At 72.2% G+C, this 18,931-nt stretch carries 15 protein-coding genes; 4 read left to right on the top strand and 11 right to left on the bottom strand.

Annotated features, from left to right (window positions below):
* Positions 1 to 54 precede the first annotated feature (54 nt).
* From AC1DVZ_RS17820 to AC1DVZ_RS17785, 8 genes are all read right to left on the bottom strand, one after another.
* Positions 55 to 1,803, bottom strand: a complete 1,749-nt coding sequence (locus AC1DVZ_RS17820) for an acyl-CoA mutase large subunit family protein (RefSeq protein WP_477619534.1) — start codon at positions 1,801 to 1,803, stop codon at positions 55 to 57.
* A gap of 67 nt (positions 1,804 to 1,870) precedes the next feature.
* On the bottom strand, positions 1,871 to 2,386 hold the full coding sequence (locus AC1DVZ_RS17815; protein ID WP_477619533.1) for a MarR family winged helix-turn-helix transcriptional regulator: 516 nt from the start codon (positions 2,384 to 2,386) through the stop codon (positions 1,871 to 1,873).
* 10 nt (positions 2,387 to 2,396) lie between these two features.
* Positions 2,397 to 3,143: an ABC transporter ATP-binding protein gene (locus AC1DVZ_RS17810; RefSeq protein WP_477619532.1), complete on the bottom strand. Its 747-nt coding sequence runs from the start codon at positions 3,141 to 3,143 to the stop codon at positions 2,397 to 2,399.
* Entirely contained in the window at positions 3,136 to 4,035 is a 900-nt protein-coding gene (locus AC1DVZ_RS17805) for an ABC transporter ATP-binding protein (protein WP_477619531.1), read from the bottom strand. The genes AC1DVZ_RS17810 and AC1DVZ_RS17805 overlap by 8 nt, the downstream gene beginning before the upstream one ends.
* Positions 4,032 to 7,151, bottom strand: coding sequence for an FtsX-like permease family protein (locus AC1DVZ_RS17800; protein ID WP_477619530.1), 3,120 nt, complete (start codon positions 7,149 to 7,151; stop codon positions 4,032 to 4,034). Before AC1DVZ_RS17800 ends, AC1DVZ_RS17805 begins: the two co-directional genes overlap by 4 nt.
* 217 nt (positions 7,152 to 7,368) lie before the next feature.
* The gene (locus tag AC1DVZ_RS17795) at positions 7,369 to 7,677 is read right to left on the bottom strand and encodes a thiamine-binding protein (RefSeq protein ID WP_477619529.1); all 309 of its coding nucleotides are present in this window, start codon (positions 7,675 to 7,677) and stop codon (positions 7,369 to 7,371) included.
* Between the two features lie 63 nt (positions 7,678 to 7,740).
* Positions 7,741 to 8,748: an N-acetyltransferase family protein gene (locus AC1DVZ_RS17790; RefSeq protein WP_477619528.1), complete on the bottom strand. Its 1,008-nt coding sequence runs from the start codon at positions 8,746 to 8,748 to the stop codon at positions 7,741 to 7,743.
* Between the two features lie 126 nt (positions 8,749 to 8,874).
* Positions 8,875 to 10,359 carry a serine/threonine-protein kinase gene (locus tag AC1DVZ_RS17785; protein ID WP_477619527.1) on the bottom strand — a complete coding sequence of 495 codons (1,485 nt, stop codon included), beginning with the start codon at positions 10,357 to 10,359 and terminating at the stop codon, positions 8,875 to 8,877.
* Positions 10,360 to 10,481: 122 nt separating this feature from the next.
* On the opposite strand from AC1DVZ_RS17785, the gene AC1DVZ_RS17780 reads away from it, so the two are divergent.
* The gene (locus AC1DVZ_RS17780) at positions 10,482 to 10,949 is read left to right on the top strand and encodes a group II truncated hemoglobin (protein WP_477619526.1); all 468 of its coding nucleotides are present in this window, start codon (positions 10,482 to 10,484) and stop codon (positions 10,947 to 10,949) included.
* Positions 10,950 to 10,958: 9 nt separating this feature from the next.
* Here AC1DVZ_RS17780 and meaB read toward each other — a convergent pair whose 3' ends face one another.
* Both meaB and AC1DVZ_RS17770 read right to left on the bottom strand, forming a co-directional pair.
* Positions 10,959 to 11,921, bottom strand: coding sequence for a methylmalonyl Co-A mutase-associated GTPase MeaB (meaB, locus tag AC1DVZ_RS17775; protein WP_477619525.1), 963 nt, complete (start codon positions 11,919 to 11,921; stop codon positions 10,959 to 10,961).
* Positions 11,922 to 13,145 carry an acetyl-CoA C-acetyltransferase gene (locus AC1DVZ_RS17770; protein ID WP_477619524.1) on the bottom strand — a complete coding sequence of 408 codons (1,224 nt, stop codon included), beginning with the start codon at positions 13,143 to 13,145 and terminating at the stop codon, positions 11,922 to 11,924. It abuts the gene before it with no gap.
* 275 nt (positions 13,146 to 13,420) lie between these two features.
* On the opposite strand from AC1DVZ_RS17770, the gene AC1DVZ_RS17765 reads away from it, so the two are divergent.
* Genes AC1DVZ_RS17765 through AC1DVZ_RS17755 form a run of 3 tightly spaced genes read left to right on the top strand, consistent with a single transcriptional unit; the run spans position 13,421 to position 15,235 of the window.
* A complete protein-coding gene (locus AC1DVZ_RS17765) occupies positions 13,421 to 13,693 on the top strand; it encodes a hypothetical protein (protein WP_477619523.1) in 273 nt (90 codons plus the stop codon).
* Entirely contained in the window at positions 13,693 to 14,010 is a 318-nt protein-coding gene (locus AC1DVZ_RS17760; RefSeq protein WP_477619522.1) for a hypothetical protein, read from the top strand. Before AC1DVZ_RS17765 ends, AC1DVZ_RS17760 begins: the two co-directional genes overlap by 1 nt.
* A 16-nt stretch (positions 14,011 to 14,026) precedes the next feature.
* Positions 14,027 to 15,235 (top strand): hypothetical protein, encoded by a 1,209-nt coding sequence (locus AC1DVZ_RS17755; RefSeq protein ID WP_477619521.1) that lies wholly within the window; start codon positions 14,027 to 14,029, stop codon positions 15,233 to 15,235.
* A 59-nt stretch (positions 15,236 to 15,294) separates the two neighbouring features.
* Here AC1DVZ_RS17755 and AC1DVZ_RS17750 read toward each other — a convergent pair.
* A partial coding sequence (locus AC1DVZ_RS17750; protein WP_477619520.1) for an RHS repeat domain-containing protein occupies positions 15,295 to 18,931 on the bottom strand: 3,637 nt, incomplete at its 5' end.

The following is an 18,931-nucleotide window of genomic DNA, read 5'->3' as shown; positions in this document are numbered from 1 at the left end:
CCTACGCCCGGCTCCGGGTGCCCCACGCGCAGCGCGCTGGCACCCACGACTCGATCAGAAGCGCGCAGGCTCGCGGTAGACGCCCCACTCGTCGCGCAGCGCGTCGCAGATCTCGCCCAGCGTCGCCTCGGCGCGCGCCGCGTCGAGCATGGCGGGCACCATGTTTCCGCTGGTGCGGGCCACCTCGACCATGTGCTGCACGGCAGCGCGCACTGCGTCCTCGTCGCGGGCCGTCTTGCGGGTCTTGAGGGTGCTGACCTGGTCGCGCTCGACCTCGTGGCTCACGCGCAGGATCTCGAGCTGGTGGGTCACCGAGGCGGTGTGGCAGTTGACGCCGACGACCTTCTTGTCACCCTTCTCGAGCGACACCTGGTACTGGAAGGCAGCCTCGGCGATCTCGGACATGAACCAGCCGTCCTCGATGCCGCGCAGGATGCCGGACGTCATCGGCCCGACCGCGTGGTCGACCCCACCCTCGGCGTTGCGGGGCTTGCCGAGCTCACCCATGGCCTTGATCTTGTCGAAGATGGCTTCGGCCTCGGCCTCGATCTTGTCGGTGAGGGCCTCGACGTACCAGCTCCCCCCGAGCGGGTCGGCGACGTTGACGACGCCCGTCTCCTCCATGATCACCTGCTGGGTGCGCAGAGCGATCTCGGCGGCCTGTTCGCTCGGCAGCGCGAGGGTCTCGTCGAGGGCGTTGGTGTGCAGGGAGTTGGTGCCACCCAGGACGGCCGCGAGCGCCTCGACGGCGGTGCGGACCACGTTGTTGTAGGGCTGCTGCGCGGTGAGTGAGACCCCGGCGGTCTGGGTGTGGAACCGCAGCCACTGGGCCTTGTCGGTCTTGGCGCCGTAGGTGTCGCGCAGCCAGCGGGCCCAGATGCGGCGGGCAGCGCGGAACTTGGCGATCTCCTCGAAGAAGTCGAGGTGGCTGTCGAAGAAGAAGGACAGCCCGGGGGCGAACTTCTCGATGTCGAGGCCACGCGACAGGCCGAGCTCGACGTAGCCGAACCCGTCGGCGAGGGTGAACGCGAGCTCCTGCGCAGCAGTGGAGCCGGCCTCGCGGATGTGGTAGCCCGAGACCGACAGCGGCTTGTAGTCGGGGATGTTCTCGGCGCAGTACTCCATCAGGTCGCCGATCAGGCGCAGGTGCGGCTCCGGGGCGAACAGCCACTCCTTCTGCGCGATGTACTCCTTGAAGATGTCGGTCTGGAGCGTGCCGTTGAGGACCCCCAGGTCCACGCCCTGGCGCTCGGCGGCGACGAGGTACATGCAGAACACCGGCACCGCCGGACCGCTGATCGTCATCGAGGTGGTGATGTCCTCGAGCGGCAGCTCGTTGAACAGCACCTCCATGTCCTTGGCGGAGTCGATCGCGACGCCGCAGTGGCCGACCTCGCCGAGGCTCATCGGGTCGTCGGAGTCGCGACCCATCAGGGTGGGCATGTCGAACGCCACCGACAGGCCGCCGCCGCCACGCTCGAGGATCATCTTGTAGCGCTCGTTCGTCTGCACCGCGTTGCCGAAGCCGGCGAACTGGCGGATCGTCCAGGTGCGGCCGCGGTAGCCGGTGGGGTAGAGACCGCGGGTGAAGGGGAACTCCCCCGGCCAGCCGATCCGCTCGGGCACCTCGGAGCCGTCGGTCGGCCCGTAGACGGGCTCCACCGGCATCTGGGAGAGCGTGGTGAAGTCGGCGTCCCGCACCTGCCCCTTCGCCTGGGCTGCGTCGTAGCGGGCCTGCCAGCGGGCGGCGCCGTCGCTCGCGGTGCTGGTCTCAGGGCTGCTGGGTGCGGGGTTCTCGGGCATGCCCGCCAATTTACTAGGACGTCCTAGTAAATGTCACGCCAGGCACCCGCGGGCCCCTCGTGTGCGCTCAGGAGTCGAAGTCGGCGGCGCCCACGCGAACCTTGCGGAGCAGGTCGAACAGCTGCTCGTGCTCGGCGGCGGTCAGCATGCCGAGGCCGAACTTCTCCTTGACCAGGTCAGCGGTCGCGGCCTCCATGGCCTCCCGTCCTGCGGGCGTGATCACCGCCAGGGTGCCGCGGCCGTCGTCGGGGTTGGGCACGCGTTCGACGAAACCCTGCGCGTCGAGCCGCTGGACGATGTTGGTGGCGCTGGTCGGGTGGACCATCAGGCGCTGGCCGATCTTGCTCATGCCCAGGCGGCCGTCGCGGCTGAACGCGAGCAGCACCAGCGCCTCGTAGCGGGCGAAGGTCAGGCCGTGCCGGCCGACGAGGGCGTCGTAGTCGGTGATCAGCAGCTGCTGGACGCGCATGATCGACGTCGCACTGGCCATCGCCAACGGCTGGGAGGTGCGCCCCCAGCGCCGGGTCCACAGCTGCGCCGCGCGCGTGATCGGGTCGAACGGCAGGCGAATGGGCTTCGGCACGCGCAGCAGGCTAGCCCGCGGGGAGACGGACGGTCTCRAGTTGTCCATCATCGAGGCGGATCTCTCCGTCTGCCTCGTCGGCGGCCTCGGGATCGTGCGTCGCCATGATGACGATCGCGCCCCGCTGTGCCTCGGCGCGCAACAGGGCCAGGACGCGTTCGCGGTTGTCGTGGTCGAGCTCGGAGGTCGGCTCGTCGGCGAGGAGCACCCTGCCACGCAGCGCGAGGCCACGGGCGACCGCAACGCGCTGCTGCTGGCCGCCGCTGAGCTCCTCGGCCAGGTGGCTGCCGGACTCGTGCAGACCGACCGACTCCAGGGCCTCCCGGGCCCGACGCTGGGCCTGCTCGGAGGGCACGCCACGGGCCAGCAGGGGCAGCGCGACGTTCTCGTGCGCCGACAGCAGCACCGCAAGGGCGCTGCCCTGGGGGATGAGCTCGATGCCGAGTCGCGCGGCCTGGGCCCGGTCGCGGACGACGTCGTCGCCGAGTCGCACCGTGCCCTCACTGGCCACCGCACCACCGATGGCCCACAGCAGCGAGGACTTCCCGGCTCCACTGTGACCCGTGATCGCGAGGAACTCCCCCGCATACGCCTCCAGGTCCGCGCCTGCGACGGCGATGGTGGACCCGTAGCGCACGGTGACCCCGTCGACCCGCAGCGGCGGCGACTCGACGTCACGCAGGGCTGGGTCACCCCCGAGCCGCTGGCCGTCCTCCAAGGCCCCGCTCTCCGAGGCCCACTCGTGCCGATCACTCACCCGTCTCACCCCTGCCCTCCGGAATCAGCGTCCAGACACCGTCGACCTCGTGCACCCGGACCAGTGCGCCGGGCGGGAACGCCCCCACTGCAGCGGGCGGAAGCGGCAGCGAGCCGTCTGCCGACACCACGGCATACGCCTCGCCGGAACGGCCCTCGCCGCCGACGCGGCCGTCGCGGATGGTGACCGTCCGCGGCAGCCGCGCAGCCACCTCGGGGTCGTGGGTCACGACCACCACGGTGGTCCCCCACTCCTGGTTGACCCGGTGCAGCGTGTCGAGGACCAGGTCGCGGGACGAGTGGTGCAGCTGGGAGGTGGGCTCGTCGCCCAGCAGCAGTCCGGGCCTGCTGGCGAGCGCCACGGCCAGGGCCGCGAGCTGGAGCTGACCGGGTGGCAGCGACTCGAGCGGCGCGGCCGCGGCGCGGCCGAGGCCCACGAGCTGCAGCACCTCGCCGGGGGGTGGCACGTCGCGGCCCGCCTTGCGGGCCGACCTCTGGGCGAACTCGACGTTCTGACGGGCGCTGAGGTAGGGCAGGAGGTTGCGGTCGGCGCCTTGCAGGACCAGCCCCACCTCGGCGGCCCGGAACCGGTCGAGGTCGGCCTCGGTCATCGTCGACAGCTCGTGCTCGCCCACCTGCACCCGTCCCGCGCTGGGGCGCATGAGCCCGCCGAACAACGTGAGGAGGGTCGACTTGCCGGCACCGGACGGACCCAGCAGCCCCACCACCTCGCCGGGGTTGACGGTGAGGTCGACACCGGACAGGGCCGCCACGTCATGGCCCTCGGCGCGGTAGATGTGGACCAGGCCGCGCGTGCTCACCCGTAGTCCCCGGTGGGACCCGTCACGGCTGTCGGCGCCTCCGGTCACAGCGCCCATCGACTCCGCGCTCACAGGGACTCCCGGACCCGGTTCAGGGTGATCCTCCGGCCGGCACCCACTGCGGCCAACGACCCGACGGCGACGAGCACCGCTGCGGCCACGACGGCGGCACCGACGATCGCGGCTGTGGCCGGTGCGAGCTGCAGGGCCGGCACGGGGTCGGCTGCGCTGTCGAACAGCGGGACCAGTGGCATCGCGATGACCGAGCTCACCGTGCCGCAGACGACCCCCACGACGGTGCCGACCAGGACGAGCACCACCTGTTCGCGCACCAGGGACCGCCGCAGCGTTGTGAGCGGGACACCGGACATGTGCAGGGCGGCGAAGTCACGGGCCACGACGCGCCAGCCGGTGACCGTCATCACGAGGACCACCAGTGCTGCGAGCAGCACCCCCATCGCTCCCGTGAAGGCGGCCAGTCGCAGGCCCTGGGCAGAGGCGGACTCGTCGAGCCGCTCCTTGGCCGCGGCCACGCTGTGCCGGGCGAGGATGCCCACACCCTGGGCGCTGAGGCCCTGGGCCACGGCGTCCGCTCTCGCGGGGTCGGCGACCCACACGGACAGGGTTCCGCCGTCGGGCAGGCGGCCGCCCAGGCGCGCCAGCGTCTCGTAGTCGACCAGGACTCCCCGCTCGCCCAGCACCGGCAGGGTGGAGACCGTCTGCTGGACGGCGACGGTCAGCGGTGCACCGTTGACGCCGATCGCGTCGAAGCCCTGAGCGGTCCCGCCCGGCGGCACGGGGCCGGCCAGCAGCCCCGGCAGGACGGCCGGGACGTCGGCGTGGGTCAGCTCGAGCGCGAAGCCGGTGCTGACCAGCTCGAGGGCGATCGTGTCGCCGGCGGCCGGCACCTGCGTGAGGACGTCGCTACTACTCGTGGCCTGGGCGACGAACGGGTTCCACTGGGTGGGGGCGGCGAGGTCGAGCGACTTCCCGTCAAGGCCCAGCCCGGTGATGCTCAGCCTGCCGCTGACCTGGCCGACCTGCTGGTCGGCCTTGCGGAACTCCAGCCCGTCGAGCCGGCACCCGTCCGGGCAGAGCAGCAGGGCGTTGAGCTCTTTGGAACCCTTGCCCAGCAACGGAATCTGGCCGATCACCCGGGTCAGCCGCTGACCCTGCGGTGTCGTGACCGAGATCCGCAGCTCAGAGGGCTCCTGCGAACCCGGGCCCACGAGGGGTGGCAGGGGGCTGCCGGACTGGCCGCTCGGCTGCTCGCTCGTCCCGTCCTCGGGCACGGTGAGGTCCCAGGCGACGCGTCCGGTGACCCGCGTGCCCACGAGCTGCACGGGCGCGACGTCCGGAGGCGCCAGCTCACCCAGTCGGTAGGCCTCGCCCGGGGGCGCGAACGACGTCGCCTCGAAGTCCTTGGTGACCACGGCCATCGTCGGCGTGGAGCCCCGGTCGGCCCATCGGACGATGGCCACGGGGCTGGCCTCGGTGCCGGTCGGGTCGATCCCCCGCACGGTGGCCAGGAGGCTGGCGGGGTTGCGGCTGTCGGTGTCGATGACGGCCGGGGCGCCGGTCTGCATCTGGGCACGGGCTGCCCAGTTGCGGTCGCCCACGACCAGTGCGTTGGCGGCAAAGACGGTGAGTGCGACCGCGACGCTGACCACCGTGACCACCTTGCGCAGCGTGGGTCGGCGCTCGAGACCGAAGGCAGTCAGGGCCGGACCGATCCGCCCTCGCCGCAGGTGCGCCCGGCCGCTGGCGGCAGCGATCGGGACCGCCAGTCGTGAGGCGACCAGCCCGGCGGCCAGGGCGACCAGCGTCGGGGTCACCAGGGCCAGCGGACCCTCGAGCGAGCCGGTGGCCAGACCGATGAGCCCGAACGCGGCAAGGGCGACGGCCAGGACGTCCACGACCCCGAAGGCGCGTACTCGCTCGCGCGACACCCGCCGGAGCAGGGCCGAGATGGTCAGCTGCTGGACGGGCCGGGCCGCCAGCCAGATCGCCACGGCGCACACCACCGCCGACGCCGAGAGGGCCACGAGCGAGGACCACGGCACTTCGAAGGGGACACCCTCGGGCAGGAGGAACCACCGCACGAGGGTGGTCAGGAACAGCGCGAGGAGGAAGCCGAGCGGCAGCCCGAGGGAGACGGTCAGGGCGAGCTCACCCATGACGATCCGACTCGCGCCCTCGCGACTGCGGCCGCGTAGCCGCGCGAGGGCCACCTCGGGGCGCCGCTGCTCCACCGCTGCCTGTGCGACGAGCAGCAGGATGGCAGCTGCCAGCAGTCCGAGCTGTGCCATGAGGACGGGCACGATGACGCGCAGCTGGTGCTGGCCCACCCGGATGCCGTCGATGATCGAGGGCAGCTGGGTCTCGACGAGCGCGCCGTCGATCCCCTGTCCGGCGACGCGGTTGCCACCCCTGGCCGCGAGGACGTCGGAGATCTGCTGCAGGTTGCCCAGGGTGAACAGGTCACGGCGCAGCGGCAGCGTCAGTGACGCCTGCGCCACGCTCCAGTCCTCGGTGAACGTCGCCTCGGGCGTCACGAAGTCGTCGATGGCCGGCACCTGCTCGGTCCCCACGTCGACCAGCGAGCCGGACTTCCCGTCCAGCTGGGTCCGCAGCCAGTAGGCCTCGTCGGGGACGACCTCGTAGGCCCCGACGACGGTGAGCGTGGCGGTGGGCTTCTCGCCCTGGCCCAGGCCCGGCACGGAGGTCTCGAAGGTCTTGCCCAGTGGCCACTTCCAGGCGGCCAGGTCCTTGGCGGACACCAGCACCTCGCCGACCGCCCTGGGGCAGGCACCCGTGGTGATCGTGAGGTGCTCACACACGCGGTCCCTCGCGACGAGGTCACCCGGCGAGCTCTTCAGCCCGGCCCTCGGCACGATGTCGATCGCGTCGGACAGCTGCCCGATGGGCTCGCCGTAGAGCACCCGCAACGAGGCGGGGACGTTGCCGGCGAGGTCGGTGCTGCCGAAGTCGGGGTTGGCCGTCCCGCGGCCGCTCCGGACCACGAGGGCCGTGTCGGCCACGCTGGCCGCGCCGATGCTCGTGCGCAGCAGCGACTGCTCGAGGGCTCGCTGGTACAACGGCGCGAAGACAGCGCACGTCGCGATCAGGGCCGACAGCAGGACGAGGACGACGGCCTGGGCCCGGCGATATCTGATCGCAGCCCACATGCCGTCCGTGCCTCCCTGCTTCCGCGCGTCCCGGTGAGTCCCCGTGAGTCCCGGTGAGTCCCAGTCCCCGTGAGTCCCCGCGGGCCCGGCAGGCTCGCCCAGGTCCCGTTCCCGCTCGACCCTAAGGGGGATTCATCCGACAGGGGAGCACATTCGGGCAACGATTCACGCTCCCGCGGGCCATCCCGGCAGGGTGTTGCGGAGCGCGAGTGCGCTGCTAGTGCCCGGCGTCGATCGCTGCTTCGAGGCGGTCGAGCTTCGCGGTGAGCTCACCGGCATACCCGTCCCGGATGTCGGCCTTGAGCACGAGGCTCACCCGCGGGCCGAACGCGGCCACGGCGTCGACGGCACCCTTGACCACGGCCATCACCTCGTCCCACTCCCCCTCCACCTCGGTGAACATCGACGAGGTGCGGTGCGGCAGGCCCGACTCCCGCACGACGGTGACGGCGGCAGCGACCGCCTCACTCACCGAGCCGGTGGAGTCGGCGGGCACGGACGGGGCGACGGAGAAGGCAACGAGCATGACCCCACCGTATGCCGCGTGGCCGGCACCGCGGCATACGCCCCGTCTGGTGCCGCACGCCGATCAGCCCTGGCGCAGCAGGAAGGCCGGGGCCACCTCGACCGCACGGAAGCCGAGGCTCTGGTTGATCGACACCATGTAGCCGTTCTGCTCGGCGTTGCACGTCACGATGCGCGTGCGTTCCGGGCCGATCCGGGCCTGCAGCTCCTTGAGGCCGCGCGCCTTCATCGCCATGCCCAGGTGGTGGCCCCGGTGTTCGGCCGTGACGAGGGTGCCCCACTGCCAGACGTTGGGGAGGTCCTCGGGCGGGATGACCAGGTCGCTGAACCCGACCACGTCACCGGCGTCGGTGATGGCGAGGGTCGAGATCTTGCGACGGCCCATGCGTCGGCGCTGGTCCTCGTGGATGCGGACCAGCTCGGGCGTGAGCGACTCCGGCTCGAACTCGAGCTCACCACCGGGCGCCTCGACGGCGAGCTGGTTGTGGGCCGCGCACATCGACGGCAACAGCGCATCCGGAACCGGGTCGTCGAACGTCTCGATGCGGTAGCCCTCGTGGTGCTGCGCTGCCTCCTGCATCACGGCCTCGAGGTCGACGTCCTCGACCGGCAGCGTGCGCACGCGGCGGATCTCGGTGTTGGCGAGCGCGAAGCCGTTCTTCTCGGCGAACCGGCGGTACGGGTGGTCCTCGCGGCGGTCGAACGGGTAGGACGTCTCCAGGACCAGGTCGGTGCGGTGGTCCGCCCGGCAGATCGCGATGAGCTCGGCCAGGACGGCCGAGCCGATGCCCCGACGGCGCCGCTGCGGCTCCACCCAGGGCATCAGCCAGGACAGGTGGGTGTTGTCGTTGGTCGCGGAGAACGCGATGCCGGCGCCGACGATCTCGTCGCCGTCGACGGCGACCACGCAGTCCTTGCGTTCGGAGGGGTCCTCCTCGGTGAGGTCGATGCGCATCTCGTCCAGCCCCCACGTCGTGGCGTAGGGACGCTCGAAGCGCTCGGCGGCCTCGCCGATCTCGTGGAACCGGACAAGCTCTGCCTCGTCGTGAGGGTTGAGTCTGCGGATCTCCATCCCTCGACGGTAGGCCCGCAGACTTGCCGTCCGCCAATGGTTTTCCGCCCCTCACCAGCCTCACCGGCCGCCTCGGTTGGAAGCGGAACTACCGGATATCCGGGTGTTTCGCTTCCAACAGAAGGGTCACTGCGGGGTGTCGCTGTCGATGAGCCAGGAGTCGCCGTCCCTCACGACCGTCAGCCTATGGGTCTCGTCGCTCTTGCTGTCGTCCTGCCTGACGAAGGTGAGCTGTGCCGTGACCTCTCCGGTGTCGGCGTTGGACTCCACGTCACCGACCTCGACCGACTTGATGCCGCTCCAGAACGTCTCGTACCCCTCCCGCCCGTCGGAGGCCTGCTGCATCTTGGGGGTCAGCTGGGCGAACGTGTCGTCGCGCTTGCCCTCTTTGGTGACGTCGCGGTAGTAGGACTCGATGAACCGGGTCAGCTGCTCGTCGGACTTGGGTGGAGCGGTCGTGGTGGTCGACGTCTTGCTGGTCGACGAGCTGGAGGAGCTCGACGAGGAGGAGCTCGACGGTGTCTCGGTCTGGGTCTGGGTCGACGTGACCGTGGTCGTCCTGCCGGTGTCGGGGGTCTTGCTGCCGAACCCGTCGGTCAGCGCGTAGGCGATGCCGAGCCCGATCAGCGCGAGGACCACCAACGCCACCAGCCAGCCCAGTGCGCGCGAACGCTCGTCCCTGCGCGGCTCGTCAGCCCGGGGCGGGTATGCCGTGGGCGGCGGCAGGGGCGGCGTCTCCAGGCGCTGGGTGGTCTCCAGCGGTGCCGCGAGCACCTCGGTGGCCCCGGCGTCCGCGGCTCCCGCCCCCGGGAGAACGGCTCCCGCGGGCAGGGCCAGGGTGGTGTCGCCAGCGGCGATCCGGCCCAGCCGTTCGGAGGCGGTGGGCATGTCCCAGCGCTGTGTCGGGTCCTGGTTCATCATCGCCGCGATGGCCCCGCCGAGCGGACCGGCCTGCTCCATCGGCCGGGCCTCACCACGGGCGATGGCCTGGAGGGTGGCGAGCGGGTTGGCCTGCGACTCGTAGGGCGGCTGGCCCTCCACCGCGTAGTAGAGCGTCGCGCCGAGGGCCCAGACGTCGGTGGCGGGAGTCGGGTCGCCACCTCGCGCCAGCTCGGGCGAGAGGTAACCGGGCGTGCCGGTCATGAACCCGGTCTGGGTGAGCTGGTCGTCCGTGTGCGCCCTCGCGATCCCGAAGTCGCTGATCTTGGGCGTGCCCACGTTGTCGATGAGGATGTTGCCGGGCTTGATGTCCCGGTGCACGATGCCGCGTTCGTGCGCCCGCGCGAGGGCACTCGCCACTGCGGACCCGATGGCCGCGACCCGGGTGGGCGGCAGGGCACCGACCTCGTGGATCTTCTCGGCCAGGCTCTGCCCCTCGACGTACTCCATCACCAGCCAGTGCGAGTCGTTCTCGTCCACGACGTCGAACACCCCGACCGCGTGGGCGTCGTTGAGGGACGCCGCGATCCTGGCCTCCCGCATGGCCCGTGCCGCCGCTGCGGGTTCGCCGGGCAGCGCACCGATCTGCTTCACGGCCACCTCGCGGCCGAGCACGGTGTCACGCGCCAGCCAGACCGTGCCCATCCCACCACGGCCGATGGAACGGATCACCTCGTAGCGTCCGGCAATCACCTGGGGCTGCACTCGGGTCCTTTCGATCGGGTCCGGGGTTCACCCTATTCGCCACGGGTGCACCTTGACACTTCACCTGGACACCGTGCGACGCTGCCGGGATGCGGCCGAGCCTGTACGAGTTCGCCGGGGGCGACGAGGCGTTCCTCGCCCTGGCCCACGCCCACCACGAGCGCTGCATCGCCGACCCGCTGCTCAACCACCCGTTCAGCAAGGAAGACCTCGACCCCCAGCACGTCGAGCGGCTCGCCGCCTACTGGGCCGAGGTGCTCGGCGGGCCAGCACGGTTCTCGGAGCAGCTCAGCGACCACTCGTCGATGCTGCGCATGCATGCCGGCAACGGGCCGGGGATGCTCGAGCTCGGACCGCTGTTCGTCGAGTGCTTCGTCGCGGCGGCCGACGACGTGGGACTCCCCGACGACCCCGAGTTCCGGGCGGCCCTGCGGGCCTACATGGAGTGGGCGGTCGCCGACGTCAACGAGTTCCACGACGAGGGCGCGAGCGTGCCCGAGGGCCTCGGTATGCCGCGCTGGGACTGGGACGGCCTCGTCACCTCCGGCCGCGACTGAACGCAGCGCTCAGGCGAGGGCGGTGACGATCTGGTCGGCCGCGGCATACGGGTCGGTCGTGCCGTCCACGACGGCGGCCGCGAGCTCGTCCACGCCGTTGCCGTGGCGCAGGTCGCCCATCTTGGCGCGCAGCGCCTGGAGCGCGATCGACTCGATCTCGTCGCCGGCCCGACGGATGCGGCGCTCACGCAACGCGCCGGACTCCTCCATCCAGGCCGTGTGCTTCTCGATCGCCTCGATGACCTCGTCGACGCCCTGACCAAGCTGTGCAACGGTTTTCAGGACAGGCGGGCGCCACAGGTTGGGCTCGGTGCGATCGCCCAGCGAGATCATGTGGCGGATGTCGCGGACAGTGGCGTCGGCCCCGTCGCGGTCGGCCTTGTTGACGACGAAGATGTCGCCGATCTCGAGGATGCCTGCCTTCGCGGCCTGGATGCCGTCGCCCATGCCGGGTGCCAGCAGCACGATGGTCGTGTCCGCGAGCCCCGCGACCTCCACCTCGGACTGACCCACCCCCACGGTCTCGACGAGGATCACGTCGCACCCGGCGGCGTCCAGGACTCGCAACGCCTGCGGAGTGGTCCACGACAGCCCACCCAGGTGGCCGCGACTGGCCATCGACCGGATGTAGACGTCGGGATCGAGGGCATGGTCCTGCATGCGTACCCGGTCGCCGAGCAGCGCGCCCCCGGAGAACGGCGAGGACGGGTCGACGGCGAGGATGCCGATGCGTCGGCCCTGCTTGCGCAGGGCACCGACCAGCGCGTTGGTCGAGGTGGACTTGCCGACGCCGGGGCTGCCGGTGATGCCGATGATGTGGGCCCTGCCGGTGTGCGGCGCGAGCGCGGCCATCACCTCACGCAGGGCCGGGTGGCCGTCCTCGACGAGGGAGATCAGCCGCGCGACGGCACGAGGCGACCCTGCCCTGGCCGACTCGACCAGGGCAGGGACGTCGACGGTGCGGGGGGCCACTCAGGCCTTGGCGTCGGTGGTGGCGTCGGTCTTGGGAACGCGCACGATGAGGGCGTCACCCTGGCCACCGCCGCCACACAGGGCGGCCGCGCCGACACCGCCACCGCGGCGACCGAGCTCGAGCGCGAGGTGCAGGGCGATCCGCGCGCCGGACATGCCGATCGGGTGTCCGAGGGCGATGGCGCCACCGTTGACGTTGACCTTGTCGACGTCGATGCCGAGCTCCTTGGCCGAGGCCAGGCCCACGGCAGCGAACGCCTCGTTGATCTCGACCAGGTCGAGGTCGGCCGGCGTGATGCCCTCGCGCTCGCACGCCCTCGCGATGGCGCGCGCGGGCTGCTGCTGGAGGGTGGAGTCCGGGCCGGCGACGACGCCGTGGGCGCCGATCTCGGCGATCCAGGACAACCCCAGCTCCTCGGCCTTCGCCTTGCTCATGACCACGACTGCTGCGGCGCCGTCGCTGATCTGGCTGGCGGTGCCGGCCGTGATGGTGCCGTCCTTGGAGAACGCCGGGCGGAGCTTGCCCAGCGTCTCGGTCGTGGTGTCGGCCCGGATGCCCTCGTCGGTCTTGAACTCCAGCGGGTCACCCTTGCGCTGCGGGATGGAGACGCTGACGACCTCGTCGTCGAACAGGCCGTCCTTCCAGGCGCGCGCGGCGAGCTGGTGGCTGCGGGCGGCGAACTCGTCCTGCTGCTCGCGGGTGAACTCCTGGTCACCGGTGTTCGCCTGCTCGGTGAGCAGCCCCATCGCCTGGTCGGTGAAGGCGTCCCACAGGCCGTCGAACGCCATGTGGTCGCGCAGCTGCACGTCGCCGTACTTGAAGCCCTCGCGGGACTTCGCGAGCAGGTGGGGGGCGTTGGTCATGGACTCCTGGCCGCCCGCGACGACGATGTCGAACTCGCCCGCACGGATCAGCTGGTCGGCCATGGCGATGGCGTTGATGCCCGACAGGCAGACCTTGTTGATCGTCAGCGCAGGGACGGACATGGGGATCCCGGCCTTGGCGGCGGCCTGGCGGGCGGGGATCTGCCCCGCGCCGGCCTGCAGCACCTGGCCCATGATCACGTAGTCGACCTGGTCGGGGCTCACTCCTGCCTTCTCCAGGGCGCCCTTGATGGCGAAGCCACCGAGGTCGGCGCCCGAGAAGTCCTTCAGCGAGCCGAGCAGGCGGCCCATGGGAGTGCGGGCACCCGCGACGATGACGGAAACGGGACGATCAGACATGGTGACAAGGCCTCCAGCGCCATTGGGGACTACCTGCGTTCACTCTAATGCGGCGCCGCCCGCCTGACCCCGGCAGGGCGGGTGGTCCTGACCACACTCCGGTATGCCGCGAGGTGGCCTCCCAGCGGATGTCGGGGCCCGTCCCCGCGTGCCCGAGCGCCCCCTCCAACACCTTGTCGCGAGGTCGGTCGGGGTCCATCCTTGGATGGGGGCCCGGGGCCCCCAACGGGAGCGGCGGCGGACTCAGCCGGCCGGCCGATCGTGAGGAGCGGGCAATGGGCGGACGTGTGGTGCGCAGACGGTTCTGGGCCGAGGTGGTCCTCGCGGGGATCGGTGCCGTGCTGGCCGTCGTGACGGCGCTGGTGCCGGACTGGATCGAGCGACTCGGCGGCGAGGGCGGCGACGCCGGCAGTGGCGGGACCGAGCGCGCGATCGCCCTCGTCTTCCTGGTGGCGGCCGCGGTCCTCGCGGTGCTGGCCCGGGTGGAGTGGCGCCGACCGCTGGAGCCCGCGCTGGCGCGCGACGGCTCAGGGGGCGACCCGGGCTGATGACCTCCAAGCGGCGGGCCGCCTCCACCGAGGCCACCCAGGAGGGCACCGACCCCCTCGCGGGCACGCACGTCCGTCCCCGCACGAGGCGGGACCGGGCCCTGGAGGACGCCCTGGCCGGAGCCGAGGCGGCCGAGCGCCTGCCCGCCGGTGCCGAGCCGGACCTCGGCATACCGATGAGCGACCGCGAGCTGGACCAGCGCGACCGACAGCAGTCGGCGAAGCGCAAGAAGCCGGGCCCCAAGCCGCCGGAGACGCCTCCTGCCACACCGGTCGCACCGCCGCCGTCCGCTCCCCCACCCACGGACCCCGAGTGAGGGGGGCCGAACCGTGGTGACGATCACCGCGAACATCGCGCTCGACGATGCGGCCACCGGCACCCAGACCGGCACGGTCGGTGAGCCCTCTGTCGGAGTCTCCTCCTCGACCCTGTTCGTGACGGGCAACTGGTATGCCACGCGCTCGGCCGACCGCGGCGCGACCTGGTCGCTGCTCAACCCGTTCACCGAGTTCCCCGCCGACCGCGGCCTGTTCTGCTGCGACCAGCTCGTCACCTACCTGCCGACCCAGCGCCTCTGGGTGTGGTTGCTGCAGTACTCGAAATCGGGCCGCAGCAACATCTTTCGCCTCGCCGTCAGCCGGACCGCCGCCTCCGGGACCTGGCGCTGGTGGGACGTAGCGCCGGCCGACCTCGACCCGGCCTGGGCCGACGTGTGGTTCGACTTCCCCGACCTCGCGGTCAGCACCACGAACCTGTGGCTGACGTTCAACCACTACGACGGTTCCGACCGGTGGGTGCGGGCCGGGGTCATCAGGTACGCGCGCGCCGACCTTGCCCGGACCGGGCCCCTGACGAGGCGGCACTGGTCGACCACCGCGGTCGGGTCGTTGCGCCTGGTCTCCGGGGCCGGTTCCTCGATGTGGTTCGCCGGCAACGACCAGGCGCGCCGTTCCCTGCGGCTCTTCCAGTGGCCGGACGATGCGGCGAACGTCAGTGCCTGGACCATCCCGGTCACACCGTGGAACGACAGCGACTACCGCTCGCTCGGGCCGGACGGCCAGCCGTGGCTCAGCCGCTGCGACGACCGGATCACCGGGGCCTGGCGGGCCGGTGGCCGGCTCGGCTTCCTGTGGAGCGCCGGCCGGGGACCGGGGCGGCCGCAGCCCTACATCCGGGGCGTGACCCTGGATGAGCAGTCGCTGGCCGTCGTCGCCGAGCCGGACCTCTGGAGCCAGAACGGCGCCTGGGCCTATCCGGCGGCAGCTCCCAACAGGCGTGGCGGCATCGGCCTCACCGCGTTCTTCGGCGGCCCCACCCAGCCGGCGCACGCGGTCGGCGTCCTCGACCAGCAGGCCAACACCTGGGCCACGAGGACGACGGCGACCTCGACCCACTCGCCGCAGGCGGGCAAGTGGGGCGACTACGTCGCCTGTCGTGCGCACCCGACGCGGACGACCTCGTGGGTCGCCAGCGGCTACACGCTGCAGGGCGGCCAGGACCGCCGCAACATCGAGCCGCGCGTCGTCGTCTTCCGCGCCTGACCGGGTCGCGGCACCCCAGGGTTGGGGTCTGCAGGGTGACGGCGTCCCGGCGAGGGGCGTCAGGTGGGGCGGTTCTCGATGTGGACGATGCGGGCGGCGGCATAGGGGCAGAACCGCACGAGCTCGGAGACGGTGGTCGGCGGGACGACCGCACCCGGCGCGATGGAGGGTGGCACGAACACCTCGCCGGCACCGATCGACCCGACGAACGCGAGGAAGAGCACCTGCTGCTTGTTCGGCACCGGGGTGAGGTCGACGTCGATGGACACGGCTCGCGGCATCCGAGCGTCGACCGCCGTCGGCACCGTCCGCCAGGTGACCCCACCGCCGCCGGTCGCGAGGTTCCAGCCGGCCGGCACCGCCTGCGCCGTCCCGGCCGCAGCCGCAGTGAGGAAGGGCAGGAGCGTGGTCACCGAGAGGGCCAGCAGGTCCGCGGGGGTCGCGCCCACGCGCCACAGCAGGACGACGAAGCCCTGGTTGGCCCGCAGCCCGATGGCATCGCGGTGGTGGACGAGCACGTCGACGGTCGAGGGTTCGCGGAAGACGGTCCACATCTCGTTGACGACGTTGCGGGGCACGAGGTCCAGCAGGTCGGCCTCGGTCGCCGTCGTGGTGGCGGCGCGCGGCGTCTGCCACGGCGCGCGGTAGACCGCCCGCGGGTCGGCGGTGTCGGTGGTCACCGTGCCGTCGGCCTTGACGCGCACACCGCCGACCACGTCATTCCAGACCGCCGCGTCGATCTGCGGCACGGCCGACTTGGCCGGCGCCATCTGGGTCCGGTGCAGCGCCACGAGCCGCCCGAGCGCGTCGGAGAACTGGCCGTTGGCGACGACACTGGGATGCAGCCACCTGAAGGCGGTCTGGAAGGTCCACACGTCGTACGCCGGCGCGTTGATCGCCGTGATCGCGGGCGCCGGCAGGAAGACCGGCGTGGCGGCGACGGGCCACCTCGGCCGGACGGCGATGTCCGGGCTCGCCGCGAGCGACGCCGGCAGCGCGGGCGGCGCCGCGAGGGGGTCGGTGTGCACGGTCAGCGGGTTGCGCCGGTCGTCGAACCGGTGCGAACGGATCCACGTCTGCGGCACCGCGTTTCGCGCAAGGTCGACCTCCCACACCCCACGCGACTGGACGGCCGCCCGGAGCAGCCGGGGGGCCGACAGCGCACCGCCCGGGTCGCGCCAGATGTCGAGGTCCTGCACGGTCGCCTGGGGCAGCCCGTTGACGTAGGGAACCCACGTGTGCGCACCCGTGGTGTTGTTGGTGCGAGTGCCCCGCCAGACGCCGGTGACGGTGCCGGCATACACCGTGTTGCCCGTCGCGTCGCCGGGGTCGACGACGACGGAGAAGACGGGGTCGCGCGGGCCGCTGTTGACGGGCCCGCCGGCGTCCAGCTGGCGGCGCAGCGTCGTCCGCTTGAAGCGGCCGTCGGCACTGTTGAGGAACCAGAGGGTCTCGTCGGGACCGCCGACCACTCCGGTCGTCGCGACGTAGAAGTCCTGGGTGCCGGGCACTGCCGCGACATCGGTCAACGTCGTGGTGCGTGGGATCGCGACGGCAGGGCTGGTGATCGACCAGGTCGTCGAGGCCCAGGTCCCCGGCGGGTTCTCGGTGTAGCGGACGATGCCGCCGGTGTAGAGGACGAGCAGCTGGGTCGGCGACACCCACGTGAGGGTGACGATCGTCCCGAGGAACGGCGCAGTGAGCCCGATCTGGAGCTGGAGGGGGGTGGCGGCGCCGTTGGCACCAGGGCGCCCGTCGACCGCGACACCGTTGGGGTACGGGATCGTGCGCCAGGTGTTGGGCCCGACGCCCACCCCCAGGTCGTCGGTGATCCAGACCCGGTAGGTGCCGACGGCCAGGCGACCGGTGGCCGGGTTGGGCCCGATGGGCGGGACGCGCACCGTGGCCGCGCCGGAGTAGAAGGAGGCGACGTTGCCCTCGGGCCCGGGGCCGACCAGACGACTCGGCTCGCCGGGGTTGCGGGTCATCGGGTCGACGAAGGCCGCGGTGGACGTGCAGTACCACCGGGTGTTGTTGAACTGACGGACCAGGAGGTGGGAGGCGGTGGGGTGGAACGCGACTCCCCCGCCGTCGCCCGTGAACGGCTCGTCCCAGACCGAGTCGCCGATGCGGACCTGGCTGCCGTTGTCCTGGCAGCCGGTGGCCACGAGGTGTCCGTTGACCGGGTGGCTGCGGACGAACACCGGTTGGAGCGAGGCGAGCCCGGTGTTGCACGCCGCGAACGTGCCGACGCGACCGGAGCGGTCGGAGACGAAGACGCCACCGTCGGTCGCTGCCCAGACCTGACGGCGCGGTGGGGCGTTGCCGGTCAGGACGAGCCGGTGCACATCGCCGTGGACGTTGTTGCCGATGGCCCCGGCCGCGGTCGCGCCGTCACCACCGGGCAGGGCGGCCGCCGAGGAGACACCCACCGTGGCCTGGAGGACGAACGGCGGTGCCGCCACGCCGGACGCGGCGACGTCGAAGCAGTAGAGGCTCGCGCCCCAGTCACCGTCGGCCGGACCGTAGGAGAAGGAGCTGCCACCGAAGTAGACGCGGTGGACCGCCCCGACGACGTCGACGGCGATGCACTGGTCGTAGTCGCGCTGGGTCCCCCACAGCGTCGCGGGGACCCCGCCGGCCCCGCCCGGGGTGCCGACGTCGTCGGCCGTCGGTGCGGCCACGGTCGCGTCGGCCACCCGCCACAGGGCGGGGTTGCCGGCCGTCTCGCCGATCGCGTAGACCGTGTTTCCCGTCGCGGCGAGGCTGATGTGGCCGGTGATCGCGACCGGGTTGGTCAGCGGCAGCGGCGTCACCGCGGCGCCGAGGTTGTCGCTGAAGGCCAGGCCCTGACCCGACACCGCGAGCACGAGTCGCCCGCCGGGCAGCCAGACACCGTCCGAGATCGGCGCCGCCGGAAAGGCCGTGGTCACCGCGGCGAGTCGCTGCCAGACGTAGCCGTCGCGCACCGGGTTGCCACCGCCCGCCGGCAACGACTGCCGCCGGCCGAGGAACGCGCCGTTGGTCGTGCAGGCGATGACGACGTCCTGGGTGGCGCCGGCCGTGGCCAGGCCGGGGGTGCTCGCCGGGCTGCGGAGGAGCTTGAAGATGCCCAGGCCCTCCAGCGCGGCGATACCGGTGTCGGGCTCCCACGGCTCGGCCGCACCGGGTGGGAAGGTCGGGCCGATCGCCGCGAGGACACCGACCCCGTCGATCGTCGTCTCCCCCGTCGGCGCGGCTGTCCCGACGGGCAGGAAGTTGGGCTCGCCGGTGCCGACCAGCACGGTGTCCAGCAGTGGCATCGCGTTGAAGTCCACGAGGAGGCAGCCGCAGGCCTGGGCGTTGACCGCGCCCCCACGGATCCGGCGCCGCTCGGACCAGCCGCCGACCGGCGACCACGTCGCCGCACCGTCGTCGGTGTACCAGACCCCGCCCTGGGCGGTCGCGGCATACGCGCGTCGCCCGGTCGCGTCCACCGCGATGTCGCGGATGCGGCCGGCGACCCGTGGCCGGTCCACGGCCTGGCCGCGCCGCACGACCGAGGGCCCGATGGGCACCCAGCGCCCTGCGGGGTCCACCGCCGAGGGGAAGGCCAGGGCGGCGTCCGCGGCGTGGGCCGCGTCGGGGTGGGCCGCGTCGGGGTGGGCCGCGTCGGCCGCGTCGGTGTGGGGGGCGTCCGCCGCGTCAGCGTGCGGC

The organism is Pedococcus sp. P2_E5 (assembly GCF_056403895.1).
This window is presented reverse-complemented; position numbering and strand designations above follow the sequence as displayed.

Coding starts and splice junctions, on each gene's coding strand:
- AC1DVZ_RS17820 (WP_477619534.1), bottom strand. CDS start 1,803: ATGCCCGAGAACCCCGCACCCAGCAGCCCTGAGACCAGCACCGCGAGC.
- AC1DVZ_RS17800 (WP_477619530.1), bottom strand. CDS start 7,151: ATGTGGGCTGCGATCAGATATCGCCGGGCCCAGGCCGTCGTCCTCGTC.
- AC1DVZ_RS17795 (WP_477619529.1), bottom strand. CDS start 7,677: ATGCTCGTTGCCTTCTCCGTCGCCCCGTCCGTGCCCGCCGACTCCACC.
- AC1DVZ_RS17790 (WP_477619528.1), bottom strand. CDS start 8,748: ATGGAGATCCGCAGACTCAACCCTCACGACGAGGCAGAGCTTGTCCGG.
- AC1DVZ_RS17780 (WP_477619526.1), top strand. CDS start 10,482: ATGCGGCCGAGCCTGTACGAGTTCGCCGGGGGCGACGAGGCGTTCCTC.
- AC1DVZ_RS17770 (WP_477619524.1), bottom strand. CDS start 13,145: ATGTCTGATCGTCCCGTTTCCGTCATCGTCGCGGGTGCCCGCACTCCC.
- AC1DVZ_RS17765 (WP_477619523.1), top strand. CDS start 13,421: ATGGGCGGACGTGTGGTGCGCAGACGGTTCTGGGCCGAGGTGGTCCTC.
- AC1DVZ_RS17760 (WP_477619522.1), top strand. CDS start 13,693: ATGACCTCCAAGCGGCGGGCCGCCTCCACCGAGGCCACCCAGGAGGGC.